Source organism: Deinococcus sedimenti, assembly GCF_014648135.1.
GTDB classification, from domain to species: domain Bacteria; phylum Deinococcota; class Deinococci; order Deinococcales; family Deinococcaceae; genus Deinococcus; species Deinococcus sedimenti.
In genome coordinates this window covers 1-15,342 of sequence record NZ_BMQN01000033.1, presented here as the reverse complement: position 1 = coordinate 15,342, position 15,342 = coordinate 1, and the positions used below count along the sequence as shown (strand labels likewise).

Genomic DNA, 15,342 nt, shown 5'->3' with positions numbered 1-15,342 from the left:
AGGCTGCTGAGCACGCCATTTCACGCGCCAGGCGCGGTCTGAGGGCAAGATGTCCGGTACAGAGGTCCGGGGCAATCCCTGCACCCGGTAGGTGACGAAGAGGTTCGGACGGTAGCTCTCAGATCTTGCACCTGAATAGGTAGTCAAAACGCGCTCCCAGACGAGAGAACGAGGGTGTGAACGACCTCAGACTCTCCGGGAAGCGCGCTCGTATTCTGGCAGATCACCTGCTCTCCGTCCCCCGCACGATCTATCAGCGGCGCAGCCTTGAGGCTGCGCTCGGCATGTTCCTCGATCTGGGGCGGAAAACAGCGCTTCACCGTGCCTCTACGGTCAGCGCGAGTGCCCTCAGTCGTTTCCTGAACGCGTACACCTGGGACACGCGTGCCTGCTGGGACAGTCTTCAGCAGACGCAATGGGAGTCGCTTCTTCTGGCGGCGCGCCGCAAGCGGCGCCCGCGACTTCACCTGTGCGTCGACCTCACCAGGATCCCGAAGACTGGCCAGAAACTCCCCGCTGTTCGCGTGTATAACGGCGTGCACGGCATTCACCTCGTGGTCCTGTACGCCGTCTACGGCACACTCAAATTCCCAGTCGGGTATCGCGTGTACCGGGGTCGGGGCACCCCGACCCCGGTCCGGCTCGCCCTGGATCTCCTCGCCACCGTGCCGCAACCGATCCGGCGGCGATTCGACGTGTGCGTGCTGGCTGACAGCGGGTTCGAGTCCGCGAAGTTCCTGCAGGGTGTGCGGGATGAGGGATTCGAGTTCGTCGTGGGTGTTCGGTCGAATCGACGCACCGATCACCCAGGTCGAGTGACCGTGAGTGACTGCGAGCACGGCAGCTGGCTGTCCCTCCACAACTGGCCGTGGGAGGTCGTGACGTTGGCCCGATGTGATCGGGGCGACCGGACCTTCTTCTCGGTGTCGTCGGAACTCCTCTCTGGCGACGGTGTCGCCAGAGAGGGAAAATGTCGATGGGCGATCGAATCCTTCTTCAAGGAGTCCAAACACCAGTTCGGCCTGAACCAGTTCGCGCTGCACAGCGCTCAGGGGCTGGATCGCTGGGTACTCCTGGTGTGTGCGGCGTTCACGCTGACCGTGCTATGCGCCGAAGGAGGAAAAACGCTGGAAGAGGATGCGAGGGTGGCGGCGCAGATCGCACTGCCTGCACTGGTCGTTGGGCGGCTGATGATTGAGGTACAGCGACACGAGGAATTGCTGCGCCAGCACGGCTATTCAGTCCACCTATTCAGGTGCAAGATCTGAGATACGGCCTTCTATCATGAGTTTATCCTCCCTCATGACTTCATCTCCGTCCTTGCTGAGAAGAAGCTCAGCTATGTTGTGACCCTCTATCAAGATACGTCTGGCGACTCATGATCTGCTGCACGGTTGCTGGGTCACATGGCGCTTGGGTTGATCCTGATTGAAGTCCTTCAACTGCTGAAGTTTGGCGCCTCGGGCGACGAAGATGCAGCCGTGGCGCGCCATCAGCAGACGGCCGTCCTGGTCGAAGTCCGCCCATGACGCCCCCTCCAGTCCAGGCCAGGTGGCAGGTCCGAGCCCGATGTACGTCGCCTTCCATCCACCCTGGGGCGACCGGATGAACCGCAGTTCCAGCTCCTGCTTGTGCAGAATGAACGCGTCTTCCTCATCGCTGCCGTACCACCGTTCGGGCCGTTGGATGACGCGCCAGCCCGTGCGTTCGAGGGAGGTGCTCAGCACGTGGATCTGCTCAGCGCCGTCCAGCCCCCGGACGGCGAAGCCAGCCGGCGTGATCCGCGTCTGCTGCGCGAGGTGACTCGCCGGGTGATTGAGCACGAGGGTGTGATTGTCCGTGAAGAGGCCGCCACCGTCCGGCCCGGCGGACCACAGACCGAGCGCCTTGACCCAGGGCGGCGCGCACACGGCCGTCCAGGTCCACATCGCGTCATCGCCAAATGCTTCAATGGCGGCCTGGACACGCCGCCTGGACGCATTGTGGGCGAGGTACACCAGGTGACGGCCGTCGGGGGAGAGATCACTGCTCCACTCGTACAACCGGCCCGCGAACCATGACCCGGGCGTGATGGTGTCAGTGCGGGTGTTCCAGAGGTAGAGGCGCGTCCAGCGGCTGGGGCCGCGGCGAAAGATGACGGCGGTGCTGGCCGCGCTGGCCATCAGGACCCAGATCCGAGCGGGGGCAGGCGGCGTGCCGGTGAGCCTGGTCATGGCGTCATCCTCGCATGACTGACGTCACGGCACTGACGCAGGTGCGCGCCTCACGTGACAGCGAACATGGACCATCTGGCGTACGGATCGGGCACGCTACTTGGCGGATGGCGCCCGCCTGTTGGCCTCATAGACTGCCCGGCATGAACACGCCCTGCCTCCTCCACCCTCACCTCGCGCCGCATCCCGCTGGCCGCCTGGAGGATCTGGAGCTGCCGCGCGTGTGCCCAAGGGAGCACGGTGAGCATCCAGGCCCAGCGCGAGATCCGCGAGAACATCTCGCCTGTTCTGATCACCATCTGCTCGCCTGAGACCGTTTCCGTACGGCTCTGGCTCCCGTAGCAACGCCCCCCTCTGGCGACGTAGGGAAGTGGCTTAACCCACACCTCTGCAAAAGGTGGTTTCGGCAGTTCGAATCTGCTCGTCGCCTCTCTGGCCTCATGGTGGAAGTGGTCAACACACCTGGCTTTCAACCAGGAGAGTGCCGGTTCAAACCCGGCTGAGGTCACCACATGGTTCTGTAGCGCAGTGGTAGCGCGCCCGGTTGTCAGCCGGAAGGTCGCGGGTTCAACTCCCGTCAGGACCGCTTTTCTCGAAACGTGGCGCAACTGGCAGACGCGCACGATTAAGGATCGTGTTGTTGAGGGTTCGAGTCCCTCCGCTTCGACCATAGGAAAGGCCAGGGCCTTTCCCTCTATGGTGGTCATCGTCCAGCGGCAGGACGCCTGAGTGTGGATCAGGAAACGCCAGTTCGAGTCTGGTTGATCACCCCAACCGTCGAGAAGTAGCGCAGGCCGGTAGCGCACCTGGTTTGGGACCAGGGGGTCGCAGGTTCGAATCCTGTCTTCCCGACCACGACGTAAAAGGCGCCTCGAAAGAGGTGCTTTTCTGTTGTTCTGGGCCGTTCACTGCTCGCGGTCTCAGCACGCACCCGGCGGCCTGCTTGGTATCCCTACGCCCCTACTTCGTGGGGGTTTTCTTGACGATGACCCAGGTGATCTTTGGGCCGTTGCCGGCCACCGACACCTGACTGAACCCGCGGAAGTCATACCAGCTGTGGCTGGGGCCGTAGATGTTCGTGGACTTGGGCACACCCGTGAGGCCAAGCAGAGCCAGCACCTTCTGGTAATCACGAGCGGGATTCAGGGCGTGAATGGGGTCCCCCATCAGCACGAACTTGTCGGCCTTCTGCCCTTCGTGCGTGACTTCGAGGACGTAACCCGCGGCGTTGGTGTAGCGCCATTCGGACCCGGGACGTCCGCCGAGCAGGTCGGCGCGGAGTTGTTCGGCCCGCCAGCCGCGCAGCAGGGCCTTGATCTGGGCGGGGGATTTGCCGGCGGCCTTGGACACGTCGATGAGGGCGGCCGCGGAGGCTTGGCTGAGGCTGAGCGTGAGGAGGGCCGCGAGGGCAAGTCCGGGTTTCATGGTGCAGGCATGCTAGCCCAGCTCGTCAGGCGGCTGCAGGCGGCGACCGCAGAACGCCTCTACCGCACCACTTTGGCCGGCCACACCGCAGGTCCTGCGGCGCGGCGCACGAGAAACGCCGCCTCGTACCCCTGCGCTGAGGCGAGGATCTCGCAGGTGCCGACGCGGAGGGCGACGTTGCCCTGTTGGGCGCGTGTGGCCCAGGCGGCCAGGTTCTTCACCGCCTGCGCCTGGTCCCTGACGCCGCACCAGGGGTTGAGGAAGCGCGCGACGCGCGTGTAGAGCGAGGGCGGCGAGCGGCTGCCGGCGGGTTCAATGGTGAGCCCCGTGAACAGCACGGCGTCCGGGCCTGTGGGGCGCAGGTCACCGCCCGGGAAGACGTATGAACCATCCCCGATGGGGCGCACTTCCAGGATGGGCGGGAAGGCCAGGCGCACGGCCTCCCGGAGGGTGGGCGCGGCGGCCAACGCTGGCGCGGACAGGAGGACCGTCAGGGCCGCCAGCGCAGGGGGTTTCACGCGCGGAGTATAGGGCGGCTTCCGGGTCGGTCGCTGACATGGCGCCTCAGTGCTGCGGACCGGCCCTGGTGGCGTGCAGGGCGGGTCGGGGCACGAGCCTGCCTGCGCCTTTAGGGGAGGTGCACGTGGAAGCTGAAGCGCCAGGCGTTGGCGTACTCGGCGGTCATCAGGCAGGACAGGCGGTACTGTTTACCGGCGACATTCCAGGGAATGGTTTTGACCTGTTTTAACGGGGATTCGCAGGTGTTGTTGAGATCGAGCAGGTTGCCGTCGGTGGGGGCTTTGCCGGTCATGGTGTCGCCGAGCGCGGCGACCAGCTTGGTCTTGTACCCGCCGGGGTAGAGGACGGTGTCCTGCGCGCCGGAGAGGAGGTGGGCGGAGATGACGCGGTTGTTCTGCCTGAGGACGCTGATGACTTCGGGTGCGGTGCTCATGCTGACGGGGAACTCGCCTTTGATGGTGTAGCGCCATTCGCTCAGGCCGGGGCCGAGGACGTCTTTTCCGGCGAGTTCGCAGGCGTAGGTCTTGCAGAATTTTGAGGTGACGAAGGAGTCGGTGGTGCCGAGGAGTGGGGCGGCCAGCGCGAAGGACGTCAGGCTGAGCGCGGTGGCGGTCAGGAGTGGCTTCATGCCCCGTTGTACCTCAGCTGGACGCGACGTGCCGGGCACAGTGTGGAGAGGCTCGGCTGGGGAAGGGCAGAGGGGGTGGGGCATGTATCTATATTGGATAATATAAGAACTTGCCCGCTCACCCCCATATCCGCTGCTCCCCCTCCTTCCTTTGTCCCCCCTTCCCCCATCTTCTCCCCCGTGCTTCTGCCCGCGCTTTTGCTTGGCTCATCCCTTGCTCGCTAGGTCCGATCTCCACGGTGCGAGTTGAGCAAGAGATTGTAAAGCCCAGTCTGGTGCTCCAGCTTCATCACGTGTCTCCAGCTGAATGGACTGGGCGAGTTGAGCTCCTCCTGCACACCTGAGCTGAGGCAGTGGGGGAAGATGGGGAGGACTCCATCCCACACTGCGCATCATCGGCTCATCTATCCTCACCTGTGAGTCAAACGGTCATCCTCCAGGCCAATGCTCAAGCGTAAGCCGAGCCTGCCTATCTCCCGTTCGTGTTGAGGAAGGTCATCACGCTGCCCCATAATTCCAGCGAGGTTCAACCATGACTTGTGTAGGGGGATACCGGCCAGGTGAAGCGCTGCTTCCCAGCCTGATCAGCAGGCTTGACTTCCACCTCAGCCGGGAGTTGGGGTCCCTGGGCTTCTCGTGGGCCGAGAAAACTCGCACCCCACCAGCCTTGTTTCATCAGGCCCTCGAGCAGGTCGCACCCGTGGCCTTCCGCCGGGCGCGCGGTTGGATTCGCTGGACCCTGCGAATCACCCCCCAGTTCAGCTACGAAGAGAATCACGCTGCAGCGCGACTCTGGCGCGCGTTACTCACCGGCGAGCACCCAGAGCTCTGGCGAGCCCTGTCAGCCCAGACCGTCTGGGCTGGTGTCTTGGACGGTCCAGCCTTCGAAGCACTTGCCGAACCTTTTGCACATGCCTTTGACACTGTGACACTCCTTGAGATGCTGGACAGCCAGCCGGATCTGCGGCCTCTCCAGGAGACGATCCAGCACTTCACCGCGGATGATCCCAGTCCGGAGGTGGCGTCTGTTCGATTTCAGGCCTGGCTTCAGCCCCGCACGCAAGCGTTTCAGAATCATGACCTGCTGCTGCGGCTTCTACAGGTGGCTACAGAACATCGGGAAGCTCGGGTCTTTCTGGGCAACCCCAGTGAGGCCGTGACCAGCGCTTTGCTGGAACGGCTCGAGCAGCACGAGGCGACCGTGCGGACGCTGAGACGGTTCGTGAATGACCAGGGGCAGGTGCGGGTGTGGACACGCAAGCCGCGCACGTTAGAGGCCCTCCTTCCATACCTGGCAGGGTTGTTCGAGGAGCAGCGGACCTATACCGAAGGTGAAGTGACGGCGGTGCTGCAGCCCTGGTTGGCGGCGGGGAACGTTGCGGAAGTGCGCCGTACCCTGATCGAGTACCGCTGGCTGGCCCGGACGCCGAATGGAGCGTGGTACTGGCGTGTGAGTCCACAGGTCAGGAAGTGAGCAGGGGAACTGCATACCTGCCTCTGCGCACGACTCCCCCCATCTTTTCCCCGTGCTCCTGCCCCTGCCCTAGCGTGGTAAACCCCTTGCTGGGGCGACCCGGGTTCCACGGTGTGAGTCGGGTAACAGCCGGCAAAGCTCATGCCGGTGCTGCAGCGTTGTCACGTGTCTCCCGTGGGCCGTCCTGAGCTCCTCCCACATGCTTGAGCTGATGCGGCAGCGGCATAGGAAAGACGCGCAGACCAGCAGTCCTCCAATACTGAGTACAGGTCTGGATACGGGCGGAGGTCAGGGGTACTTGTTCTCTATATACAGTCCCATATAATGAGATGGAGATGCCAGGCGACACCCTCCACCCCGCCGACGAACGCGCCCTCAAACTGACAAAAGCCTTCCGCGACTACGACCTCGACACCATCGCATCCACCCTCGGCGTCGACGCCCTCAGCCGCCCCCTCGCCCAGGTCCACAGCAACCTCAAACAGGTCTTCGCACAGGCACAAGTGGACGAGATCGACCTCCTCCAGCCCCCAGCGAACTTTCATGCGTGGCTTGCCGGTCCCCTCGCCACCCCCAACCGCGGCCCCGGCCCCCTCAAAATCAACACCCTCACCGCCCGCGTCGTCACCCTCCGCGTCCTCTACGACGCCCTGATCCAAGAAGGGGTCCTCACCACCAACCCCATGACCGGCTACCCCAACCCCGGATCCGAACACGCCAGCGACCCCATCCCAGACCGAGCGGACATCACACAGCTGCTGGCCACAGCCAAGGCCACCAGCCCCGACCTGTTCGCCGCCCTCACCCTCATCGACGAGCACGCCTTCCAAGTCAGAGAGTTGCTCAGCCTGCGCTGGTCCACCTACGATCCCGCCACTGGGGAGCTCCTCCGCGCCCGCACCGTCACCACCCTCTCCCATGGCGCCCAACGCGCCCTGGACCCCCTCCTCAAAGAAGCCGGCGGTCCCCTCTACGCCACCGAAAAGGCCCTCCCCATCTTCCCCATCACGCCCGAGGACCTCCGCGCGCAGCTCTGGAAAGCCTGCAAGGTCGCCGAGATTCCCCACATTGCCCTCAGCGCCCTGCGCCGCGCCAGTCTGCGCGACCACCCCGCCCGCATGGCCAGTAGCGGCTACTCCAACGACCAGGCGTACCGGCGCGCACTCCGGCTCGCCGGCAAGGTCGTGGATAAACACCGCAAGGACGAACCCTAAGGCCACACGGGACGCACGCACCTACACCAGGCTGCATGCCACAGTTCAGTCCAACGACCGCAGCGCGTTTACGTCTGCGTGTGAACAGCTTCTGATTCAGCGGGCGTCTGAGCCTCCCACCGGAACTTCCCGAAGTAGAGCTGCAACAGGGCGGGCACATCAGGATTGACGTTCCTGAGCGTGCCGTACTCGTGCCGATGCGGCTCGAGCGGATCAAATGTGAACCCCCCACCCGAACTCGTGAACGTGATCACGCCCACCCACTCCACGTGACCCGCGTCCCGCACACAGCCCACGCAATAGATCCCATCTGCGTATTGTCCCGGACGCCCATCCATCTGCCGAAACACCTTCTGACCCGGCGTCCTGAGCTTCCGCAGACGCGCACTGCGGACGCCATACCCGATCCAGGCCAACCAGACTGCGGCGCCAACCACCGCCAACAGCACCACGCGCAAACCGGTCGTCGTCCCAAACATCAACGCACCAACGCACAGGCTCAAGACGTAGAACACAACGCCCACAACCGCTTTGGCCACCCAGCGCAGAACGCCGACGAGCACATGCATGCCCCAACCTACCAGGGAATGCAACGCTCAGCCCCCGTCAACGCACACAGCCCCCCACCACGCGGGCATGCGGGCGCCACGTGCGCGATCCCATGCCCCCCGAGCGCCCAGTCGCCGGAACGCAAGCAGAAGCCTTGCTCAGACCGCTGGCGTCAGAACCACAGGTCACATCCGCCTTCTGCACCTTGGGGGCGCAGGCCCGGCAGCGTACCCCTTTCACCCCTGCCCGGGGTGCGCGCCCCGCCGTCCCACCACCCCCAATGCCTCCCCCTGGACGCCCGCCCATGCGGGCATCCCTGCCCTTCCAGGAGTCCTCATGACCACCCTTCCCGCTGCACGCGTCCCCCGGGGCGCGCACGTCCACGTCCCCCACGGCACCTTCACCGTCACGCGCGTCACCCCCACCCCCAGCGGCGTCGTGCTGCGCACCGCGTGCCGACAGTCCCTGGCCTTCACCGCCACGCAGGCCGTGCGCGTCACCCTGCCCCGCACCTGAGGCGCCCCGTGACCAACCTGGACCCGCCCATCACGTTCCGCGTCATTTCCCTCCGGCCCGCCAGTCCACGGCCTCAGGCAGACGCCACGCCACCCGCTCAGCCGCCCGAACGCCCCACCGGCCCATATCCACTCCCCGAGACCACCGCTGACGCCCTGCAGGTCTGGGCGGCCCTTCGAAGCGGCGCCACGCTCGACCCGCACCGGGCGTACCTGATGCACCTCGTGGCCCAGGCGCTCGAGGGTGGCCTGATCTACAGCGTGCAGCTGCGCGCTCACGTCCTCCAGGCCCTGGGGGACCTGCTCAGTGACGAGCAGCGCGGCCGCACCGACCAGCACCACCGCACCGAGGGCGGCATCATTGGGTTGGAGATCCACCTCGCCCGCGAGCAGCTGCGCTTCCACGCCCAGCAGCATGGAGCCAACGCGCCGCTCCACGTCGGACAGCGGCTCGGCACCCTGATCTGGCACGACCTCAAGCGCACCCTAGCCTGCGAGATCACCCACATCAGCGGGGCGCAGGTCACGCTCACCGGCCGCCGCGAGGTATCCGTCACCGCCGACGCGCAGTACATCGAGGACGCCCGGGCCCGCACCCGTGGACCGACAGCTCGGGATACACCCACGCGTCCCCTATGATGCTCCGCGTGTTCCGCCCCCCTCCCTTCTGCTGTCTGAGGCAGCCATGACGGCCCTGGTCACGCTGGTGCGCCACGGCCGCACCGCCCACAACGCCGCTGGCCGCTTCCAGGGCTGGGCGGACGTGCCGCTCGACGAGCACGGCCGCACGCAGGCCCAGTCGGTCGCCCGCCGCCTCGCCTCGCACGCCACGCGGCCCACCCAGGTCCTCAGCAGTGACCTGCAACGCGCCGCGCAGACCGCCCACGCCATCGCCGCGCCCCTGGGCCTCACGCCGCACCCCACCCCGGCCCTCCGCGAGATTCACATCGGCGCGTGGGAAGGCCTCACCTTCGCGGAGATTGAAGCGCGCGACCCCGCCGGCTTTCAGGCGTGGCCCGTGCGCGGCGCCCCCCAGGGGGAAAGCCTGCACGAGGTCGGCACGCGAGTCCGCGGTGTCCTCGACCGCCTGACGCTGAACTCGGATGGGCACGTCGTGATCGTCACGCACGGCGTCGCCATCACCGCCCTGCTCTGCGACGTGCTCGGCTGGGATCCGCAGGACACCTGGCGGGCCCGCCGGGGCCTGCACGACAACACCGCCCTCACGACGCTGCAGCGGCACGGCCCGGGCGAATGGACGTGCGACGTGCTGGCCTGCGCCGAGCACCTCACCCTCACGCTCAGCTGAGCCTCCCGAAATTGAGGCGGCCTGACGGGCCGGGGTGAGGGCACCCGTCCATGAAGAACGGCTGAAGTTCACCGGTCATCCCGGAAAACCACCCGCGCGTCCATAGCGTAGGGGTATGTCCACCTTTCGCGACCTGCTCAGCGAGCACGCCGGGCCCGTCCTGCTCCGCCAGCAGCACCTGGCCGACCTGCTCGGCACGTTCACCTGGGACGCCGATCTGCACCAGGGCCTCCTGCACGTCAGTGGGCACACGCGGCCCTACCGGGCGCAGCTGATCGGGACTGACATGCACCGTGACGCGTCCTGGCTGTGGGCGTGGGCGAACACCGGCAGCGGTCTGGGCGACGAGGTCACTGAGGACAGCCGCCACGTGCGCGAGCACGGCCTCAATTGCGGCGTGCCCGAGCTCACCACGCCGCGGCTGTGCACCGAGGCTGTCAGCGGGCACGAGTTGGCCGTGATCGCCTGCGGGCTGACTGAGGCGGACGCGTACTTCCGCGGTGAGTTTCCGGGCGGCGCGGCGTACTTCACGCTGCGGGACGTACCCCGGGCGCCAGTCCTGACGGCCAGCCGCAGCGTGCACCTGATCACCACGATGCTTCAGACGTTCGCGCTCCATCACCCGAATGCGATCCGCGCGCTCTACGCCGCCCACGACTGCCCGGTCACCATCCGCGGGCGCCGCTGGACCGCCACGGTCGGGGGCGAAATGGTTCAGCTCGCCTTTGATGACCATCAGCGCCTAAGTGAGATCAACCTCGCGCCTGCCACCCTCACACCCGCCTGAATCCCGCAAAGGTATCGCTACGCGAGGCGGTCCCAGCGCGGTTCGTCCCCACGAATCCCGCAAAGGTATCGCGACTGTTCAAGGAGAGCCCCATGTACCCGACTGGCATGACCCTCGGCGAAAGCCTGCACTACATCGACCCTGAAACGAATACCGAGCACTTCGCCACCCTGATCGGCCCGGCCGACGGCAAAGGGCAACTGCACCTGAACGTGCACTACCCGGGCAAGCTTGAAGCGCGGCGCGCCGCCCTCTCCAAACAGGTCACCGGCGGCACGTGTCACCCCGTGGACTTCACCCACGCGCCGCTGACGCCCAAAGCGCCGAGTCTTTTCAAGCAGGTCCGGAAGTTCATCGACGAGCAGCGCTGAGCGCCTTCGGCCGCGCCAGGAGGACCGGATGACCCCCACCACCACCCTGCACATCGATCCGTCCGTTCTGCCCGAAACGCTGCGGCCTGTCGGGGAACTCGCCCTGGTGTGGCTGCACGACGACTTCACGGTCATGTTCCTGCGCGCCGAGGCCGCCAATCCTGAAGAACGCCAGGCGCTACTCGACGCGCACGACCGGCATGGGCGCGACCTCGGTCACTGGCTCTGGCAGGCCGAACGGTCCGATACGAGTGAGGCGCTGTACCTGTTCCGGCAGCTGCTCGAGATGATCGTCGCCCTGCACCAAGTGCAGAACTAAACGGCGCGGCCCCGTACGGCCGTTCACCCCTGGCGGGGTGGGGGCTGACGCTGTCCGCCCATCACCCCGCCCCGTTCGCTGTTCAGGAGTCGCATGCCCGTGCCCACCCCCCGTCCACGTTCCCGTCCCCTCCCCCCCGCCCCAGATCACCGCCGCCCACCCGACCACACTCCGCTCACGGCCGGGCGGACTGAGGCGCGCGTGCAGTTCCTGCTCGCCGAAGGCCGCAGCCTCGCGGGTGAGCGGGCCACCGCCTGGAGCGCGACCGTCCGCACCGTCAGCCATGAGGCCCGCTCACCCCGCATGCAGCAGTACGGGGCGGTCCTGCCCCGCCGCCTCTGGCCGGCCGATGATGAAGGGCGGCGGCTGCTGGCCTACAGGCTCAGCGCCTCGCTCACGAACGAACTGCGTCGTCAGGGTGCCGCGCACGTGACGCTCTGGCTCGGTCATGGCCTGTCCCGCCCGGAGCACGCTGCCGGGCACCCCGCCGATGACATCCACCCCAGTGGGCTGCACCACCCGCGCGCGCAGGAGGTGCTGGAGTACGCCGAGACGCTCCTCGCCCACGCGGGGTATCCCGTCGGGACGCGGGACCTGCAGGCCCTGCGGGACATGCGCCAGGCGACCACGCTCCTCGGGCGGGTGGAACTGCTCGGCATGACCGGGGGCGTGACGGTCCGCACGAACACCCGCCAGGATCTCATCCCGGCGGTCGCGGACCGCGGCCGGTACTGGATCAGCGTCCGGGCGACCTGCGACGCGCACCTCCGCCGCCTCGTGAGCGGCGAGGCGCAGCACGCCCTGGACTGGGAACTCCGGCATCAGCGGGCGCTGCTCACGCAGGTGTGCTGGACCACCCTGACGCCGGGCGTGCGCACCGTCCTGGAACTGCGGCGCGAGCCGGGCTTCGTGCACCTCGCCGTCTGTGAGGACCGCCCGTGAAGCCGCGTCCTGCCGGGCCGTACAGTGGACGGACGTGAGCGTCTTCAGTCACATCCGCAGCCTCCCGCCCGGTAAGCAGCAGGCGGGGTGGTTCTTCCTAAGGCTCGCGGCCGTTTCGGGCGGATTGCTGCTGGTCGCGACGCTCGTCGCGGCTGTCCAGCGCGACCCGCTGCTGCGCGTGGCCCTGATCAGCAGTGCCCTGTACCTGACGCTGCTGCTGCCCGTTCATTTTGCGCTGCGCCGCCGTTCGGCGCGCTGGGTGAGTGACCGCATGTGGCGGGTGTTCGAAGCGCGCCGCATGGCCCTGTACCCGGTCGGCGCCGTGGTGCTGCTGCCGAACGTGGCGCTCGCCGCCACGACCGGGCAGGCCCGGCACCTGATCGTCCCGGCGTTCACCGGCACGGTCCTCGGTGTGGGCCTGCTGGTCCTGTTGCTGCGCGGTCAGGAGAAACCCCCCAGGCGGCGGGCGACAGCCCGGGTGCCCGCCGGGCGTTGGAGTGCCCCGTGAGGCCCTGGCATAGTGTCCTTGACCTGCAGCACCGCCTGAACCAGCTCGCCCCGGATGATCAGGTGTTCGCTCGCCTCGCGTGGAGGTGGGTGAAAGGGCACGCACTGCTCACCGCGATCGTGCTGCTGGCCAGTGCCCTGGTCAGTCTGGGCTCACTGGAGGCCGTGGCGATGAACCTGGGCGTCCTGAGTGCCGTGGGCGTCTTCCGAGGACGGCAACGTGCTCCGCTCCTGCGAACCGCGCAGGTTCAGAGTCTGGTCACGGGGCAATCCCAGAGTCTCCTCGCGTACGCCCTGGTCGTCGCGCCGCTCGTGGCCGGGTTCATCGCGCTGTTCGGCCCGCTGAAGACTCCCGCCGTCCTGATGATCCTGCTGTACGTCAACGCGCACGGCCTGGAACGCGCCGGGACCGCCCTGCTGCACTACCTGGGGAAACAACCGCCCCGGGCGCGCCGCCGCCTCCAGGACCAGGTGCGGCTGCCCGTGCCGGCACCTGGACGGCTCGCCTGATGGGGGCCGTCATCGTCTGGCACCCCGATGGCCGGCGGGTGCTGCGCGATCAGGGCGGGTGGCCGACCCTGACCGCTGAGCCGCGCGAGCCGCTCGCTGAGGTCGCCCGCAGCACCTGGCAGCTGGAGTGCTGGGTGCTACACGACGGTGGTCACCCCATGGGTCGCCCAGAACCGGCCCACCTGCGTGCCCTGAGCCCCACCTGTCCGCCCGGCCTGGTCTGGGCGGATGCCGATCAGCCGCCCCTGCAGCGGGCGTGGCAGCGCCCCTCATGGCCGGAGGACGCCGCCCAGCTCATCGATACCGCGCTGGCGCAGACGGGCCGCACCCGGACGGGCAGGCCACGTCCCGTGCACAGCACGGACCTCGTGAGCGTCATCGTGGCGGACACCACGGCGGGACCGGTGTACTTCAAAGCCAGTCACAACGGGCGGGAGGCGGCGGTCACGGCCCACCTGGCTCGCCATCACGCGCACCTCACGCCCCCGCTGCTCTGCGCGGATGAGACCCGGGGCCTGCTACTGACTGCCTCTGGCGGCGAGTTGCTGGACCGCGTTGGGGATCTCGGCGCTTGGGAGGAGGCGGTCACGCAGCTCGCTCACTTCCAGCTGCAGGCTGATTCCCAGGCGCTGACCGAACTTGGGTGTCCCGCGCTTCCCCTAACAGAGACAGCCGAGCGGGTGGACGCGCTGCTGGGCGACCCGGCGGTCCTGACCAGCTGGGGCGTCCGGGCCCAGCAGCAGGAGGTCCTGGCGGGTCAGCGGACCCAAATCCGCGCGGCGTTCCAGGACCTCGCGGATCTGGGCCTGCCCGACCTGCCCAGTCACGGTGACGCCCACCCCCGCAACGCGCTGTCGGGCCCGCGGGGCAGCGTGTGGTTCGACTGGAGTGAAACCCACAGCGCCGCTCACCCCCTGCTCGACGCCGGGTGGTTCCTGTGGTGGACGCTGAACAAGGCCGGACTGCCCGTCGCGCAGGGGCGCGGTGACCTCGGACCGCACCTCGCGCGCACCTACCTGACGGCCCTGGGCTGCCCGGACGTCCTGCCGCTGCTCCTTGAGGCCCTGCCGCTCGCGCTGCTTCAGCGCGCCGTGACATACGACGCGCAGTTCCGGCACTGGGAAGGCACGCTCCCCGACTGGCGGCCCGGGTACGTGCCGTACGTGCTCAGCCGCGCAGCCCACGCCATTACGGAACGGGGCAGGTCATGACGAAGGACGACGCGTGACCCGACCCAACGCGGTCCAGGCCATGACGGAACGGGTGGAGCAGTGGCTGGGACCGCCCACCACGCTCGTCACCTCCACGCTGACCCTCGGCGACGAGGTGACGCCGTTCGCCTGCGCCACCTACGTGCGGGACACCGCGTTCAGCCTGTCGATCGGCGCCGCCGTCCGCCCCGTCCCCCACAGCGCGCACCGCTACCGGGACGCCCGCGGCATGCGCCACGAGTACCTGATCGCGCATCACCCGGACCAGACCGGCATTCCGGGCGCGCTCCGCCTCCTGGCGCTCTACGCGTTCGTGGAATCCGAGTTCGTTTTCTCTGGGACACACCTCCGCATCCCTGGGGCCCCGGGGCTCCTGGCCGCAGAACCTGCCTGCCTGTTCTACCTGACCGACCCCTTCGAGCACGATGACCAGTTGAACACCCCGCACCCCCACGGGCAGATCATCCACCCGGACCGGCATCGCAGTAGTAACGGGCCGGAAAGTCGGGTTTTGAGACTATAGAACAGCGAGATCATGCGTCTAGGACCTCAGCACCTGACACTTCGGGAAACTGACGTGCTGGCGGTTGGGAACGGCATTCCGAGGAGCTGTAGACAGTCACAGAAGACCTCGCCGCCCCACCGCGCCGCTTGACTCAGGATCTGCCACCCGATCCGCGTTACGCTCACGACCGCTCGCCCGCGCTTGTCCTGACGAGGGGCGTGAGTTTCTGTCCGATGCGCGCCGATCCGCGTCATCCAGGCCAGCGCGATACAGAGCAGTCCAAAGAGCCGAGAGATGCGCTCTGGAGCCGTCATGTGCGTGGCCTCCGCCCCTCAGCCCGCGAG

Annotated in this window: 19 protein-coding genes and 6 tRNA genes; 20 read left to right on the top strand and 5 right to left on the bottom strand. The window is 67.2% G+C overall.

What is annotated here, in order from left to right; genetic code table 11:
* Positions 1–176: 176 nt before the first annotated feature.
* On the top strand, positions 177–1,268 hold the full coding sequence (locus IEY69_RS20990) for a transposase (RefSeq protein ID WP_189075034.1): 1,092 nt from the start codon (positions 177–179) through the stop codon (positions 1,266–1,268).
* 108 nt (positions 1,269–1,376) lie between these two features.
* Here the strand turns inward: IEY69_RS20990 and IEY69_RS20985 are convergent, their stop codons facing one another.
* Complete coding sequence (locus IEY69_RS20985; protein ID WP_189075033.1) at positions 1,377–2,213, bottom strand: hypothetical protein; 837 nt, start codon at positions 2,211–2,213, stop codon at positions 1,377–1,379.
* A 356-nt stretch (positions 2,214–2,569) separates the two neighbouring features.
* On the opposite strand from IEY69_RS20985, the gene IEY69_RS20980 reads away from it, so the two are divergent.
* The 6 genes from IEY69_RS20980 (at position 2,570) to IEY69_RS20955 (ending at position 3,068) form a co-directional block, all read left to right on the top strand.
* Positions 2,570–2,643 (top strand) — tRNA-Cys (locus IEY69_RS20980).
* Positions 2,644–2,647: 4 nt separating this feature from the next.
* A tRNA-Glu gene (locus tag IEY69_RS20975) sits at positions 2,648–2,724 on the top strand.
* Between the two features lie 3 nt (positions 2,725–2,727).
* A tRNA-Asp gene (locus IEY69_RS20970) sits at positions 2,728–2,799 on the top strand.
* A gap of 7 nt (positions 2,800–2,806) precedes the next feature.
* Positions 2,807–2,883: transfer RNA gene (locus IEY69_RS20965), tRNA-Leu, on the top strand.
* Between the two features lie 29 nt (positions 2,884–2,912).
* Positions 2,913–2,986, top strand: a tRNA-His gene (locus tag IEY69_RS20960).
* Between the two features lie 5 nt (positions 2,987–2,991).
* Positions 2,992–3,068: transfer RNA gene (locus tag IEY69_RS20955), tRNA-Pro, on the top strand.
* 105 nt (positions 3,069–3,173) lie between these two features.
* Here IEY69_RS20955 and IEY69_RS20950 read toward each other — a convergent pair.
* The 3 genes from IEY69_RS20950 to IEY69_RS20940 form a co-directional block, all read right to left on the bottom strand.
* Positions 3,174–3,638: a hypothetical protein gene (locus tag IEY69_RS20950; RefSeq protein ID WP_189075032.1), complete on the bottom strand. Its 465-nt coding sequence runs from the start codon at positions 3,636–3,638 to the stop codon at positions 3,174–3,176.
* A gap of 59 nt (positions 3,639–3,697) precedes the next feature.
* Entirely contained in the window at positions 3,698–4,156 is a 459-nt protein-coding gene (locus tag IEY69_RS20945; protein WP_189075031.1) for a hypothetical protein, read from the bottom strand.
* Between the two features lie 110 nt (positions 4,157–4,266).
* Positions 4,267–4,785, bottom strand: coding sequence for a hypothetical protein (locus tag IEY69_RS20940; RefSeq protein WP_189075030.1), 519 nt, complete (start codon positions 4,783–4,785; stop codon positions 4,267–4,269).
* 940 nt (positions 4,786–5,725) lie between these two features.
* On the opposite strand from IEY69_RS20940, the gene IEY69_RS20935 reads away from it, so the two are divergent.
* Positions 5,726–6,259, top strand: a complete 534-nt coding sequence (locus IEY69_RS20935; RefSeq protein ID WP_189075029.1) for a DUF2087 domain-containing protein — start codon at positions 5,726–5,728, stop codon at positions 6,257–6,259.
* A gap of 335 nt (positions 6,260–6,594) precedes the next feature.
* A complete protein-coding gene (locus tag IEY69_RS20930) occupies positions 6,595–7,473 on the top strand; it encodes a hypothetical protein (protein ID WP_189075028.1) in 879 nt (292 codons plus the stop codon).
* Between the two features lie 68 nt (positions 7,474–7,541).
* Here IEY69_RS20930 and IEY69_RS20925 read toward each other — a convergent pair whose 3' ends face one another.
* Positions 7,542–8,042, bottom strand: coding sequence for a hypothetical protein (locus IEY69_RS20925; RefSeq protein ID WP_189075027.1), 501 nt, complete (start codon positions 8,040–8,042; stop codon positions 7,542–7,544).
* Positions 8,043–8,358: 316 nt separating this feature from the next.
* Between IEY69_RS20925 and IEY69_RS20920 the strand changes: the two genes are divergently transcribed.
* The 11 genes from IEY69_RS20920 (at position 8,359) to IEY69_RS20870 (ending at position 15,016) form a co-directional block, all read left to right on the top strand.
* Entirely contained in the window at positions 8,359–8,538 is a 180-nt protein-coding gene (locus IEY69_RS20920) for a hypothetical protein (RefSeq protein ID WP_119672408.1), read from the top strand.
* An 8-nt stretch (positions 8,539–8,546) separates the two neighbouring features.
* Positions 8,547–9,176, top strand: coding sequence for a hypothetical protein (locus tag IEY69_RS20915; protein WP_189075026.1), 630 nt, complete (start codon positions 8,547–8,549; stop codon positions 9,174–9,176).
* Positions 9,177–9,222: 46 nt separating this feature from the next.
* Positions 9,223–9,846 (top strand): histidine phosphatase family protein, encoded by a 624-nt coding sequence (locus tag IEY69_RS20910; protein WP_189075025.1) that lies wholly within the window; start codon positions 9,223–9,225, stop codon positions 9,844–9,846.
* A 115-nt stretch (positions 9,847–9,961) separates the two neighbouring features.
* Complete coding sequence (locus IEY69_RS20905; RefSeq protein ID WP_189075024.1) at positions 9,962–10,633, top strand: DUF6882 domain-containing protein; 672 nt, start codon at positions 9,962–9,964, stop codon at positions 10,631–10,633.
* 107 nt (positions 10,634–10,740) lie between these two features.
* A complete protein-coding gene (locus tag IEY69_RS20900; RefSeq protein ID WP_146160747.1) occupies positions 10,741–11,004 on the top strand; it encodes a hypothetical protein in 264 nt (87 codons plus the stop codon).
* A gap of 28 nt (positions 11,005–11,032) precedes the next feature.
* Positions 11,033–11,323: a hypothetical protein gene (locus IEY69_RS20895; RefSeq protein WP_189075023.1), complete on the top strand. Its 291-nt coding sequence runs from the start codon at positions 11,033–11,035 to the stop codon at positions 11,321–11,323.
* Between the two features lie 201 nt (positions 11,324–11,524).
* Positions 11,525–12,265 carry a hypothetical protein gene (locus tag IEY69_RS20890; RefSeq protein ID WP_189075022.1) on the top strand — a complete coding sequence of 247 codons (741 nt, stop codon included), beginning with the start codon at positions 11,525–11,527 and terminating at the stop codon, positions 12,263–12,265.
* Positions 12,266–12,299: 34 nt separating this feature from the next.
* Positions 12,300–12,773, top strand: coding sequence for a hypothetical protein (locus IEY69_RS20885; protein WP_189075021.1), 474 nt, complete (start codon positions 12,300–12,302; stop codon positions 12,771–12,773).
* Positions 12,770–13,282 carry a hypothetical protein gene (locus IEY69_RS20880; RefSeq protein WP_189075020.1) on the top strand — a complete coding sequence of 171 codons (513 nt, stop codon included), beginning with the start codon at positions 12,770–12,772 and terminating at the stop codon, positions 13,280–13,282. Before IEY69_RS20885 ends, IEY69_RS20880 begins: the two co-directional genes overlap by 4 nt.
* Positions 13,282–14,493 carry an aminoglycoside phosphotransferase family protein gene (locus IEY69_RS20875; protein ID WP_189075019.1) on the top strand — a complete coding sequence of 404 codons (1,212 nt, stop codon included), beginning with the start codon at positions 13,282–13,284 and terminating at the stop codon, positions 14,491–14,493. The genes IEY69_RS20880 and IEY69_RS20875 overlap by 1 nt, the downstream gene beginning before the upstream one ends.
* Before the next feature lie 13 nt (positions 14,494–14,506).
* A complete protein-coding gene (locus IEY69_RS20870) occupies positions 14,507–15,016 on the top strand; it encodes a hypothetical protein (protein WP_189075018.1) in 510 nt (169 codons plus the stop codon).
* Positions 15,017–15,342 lie beyond the last annotated feature (326 nt).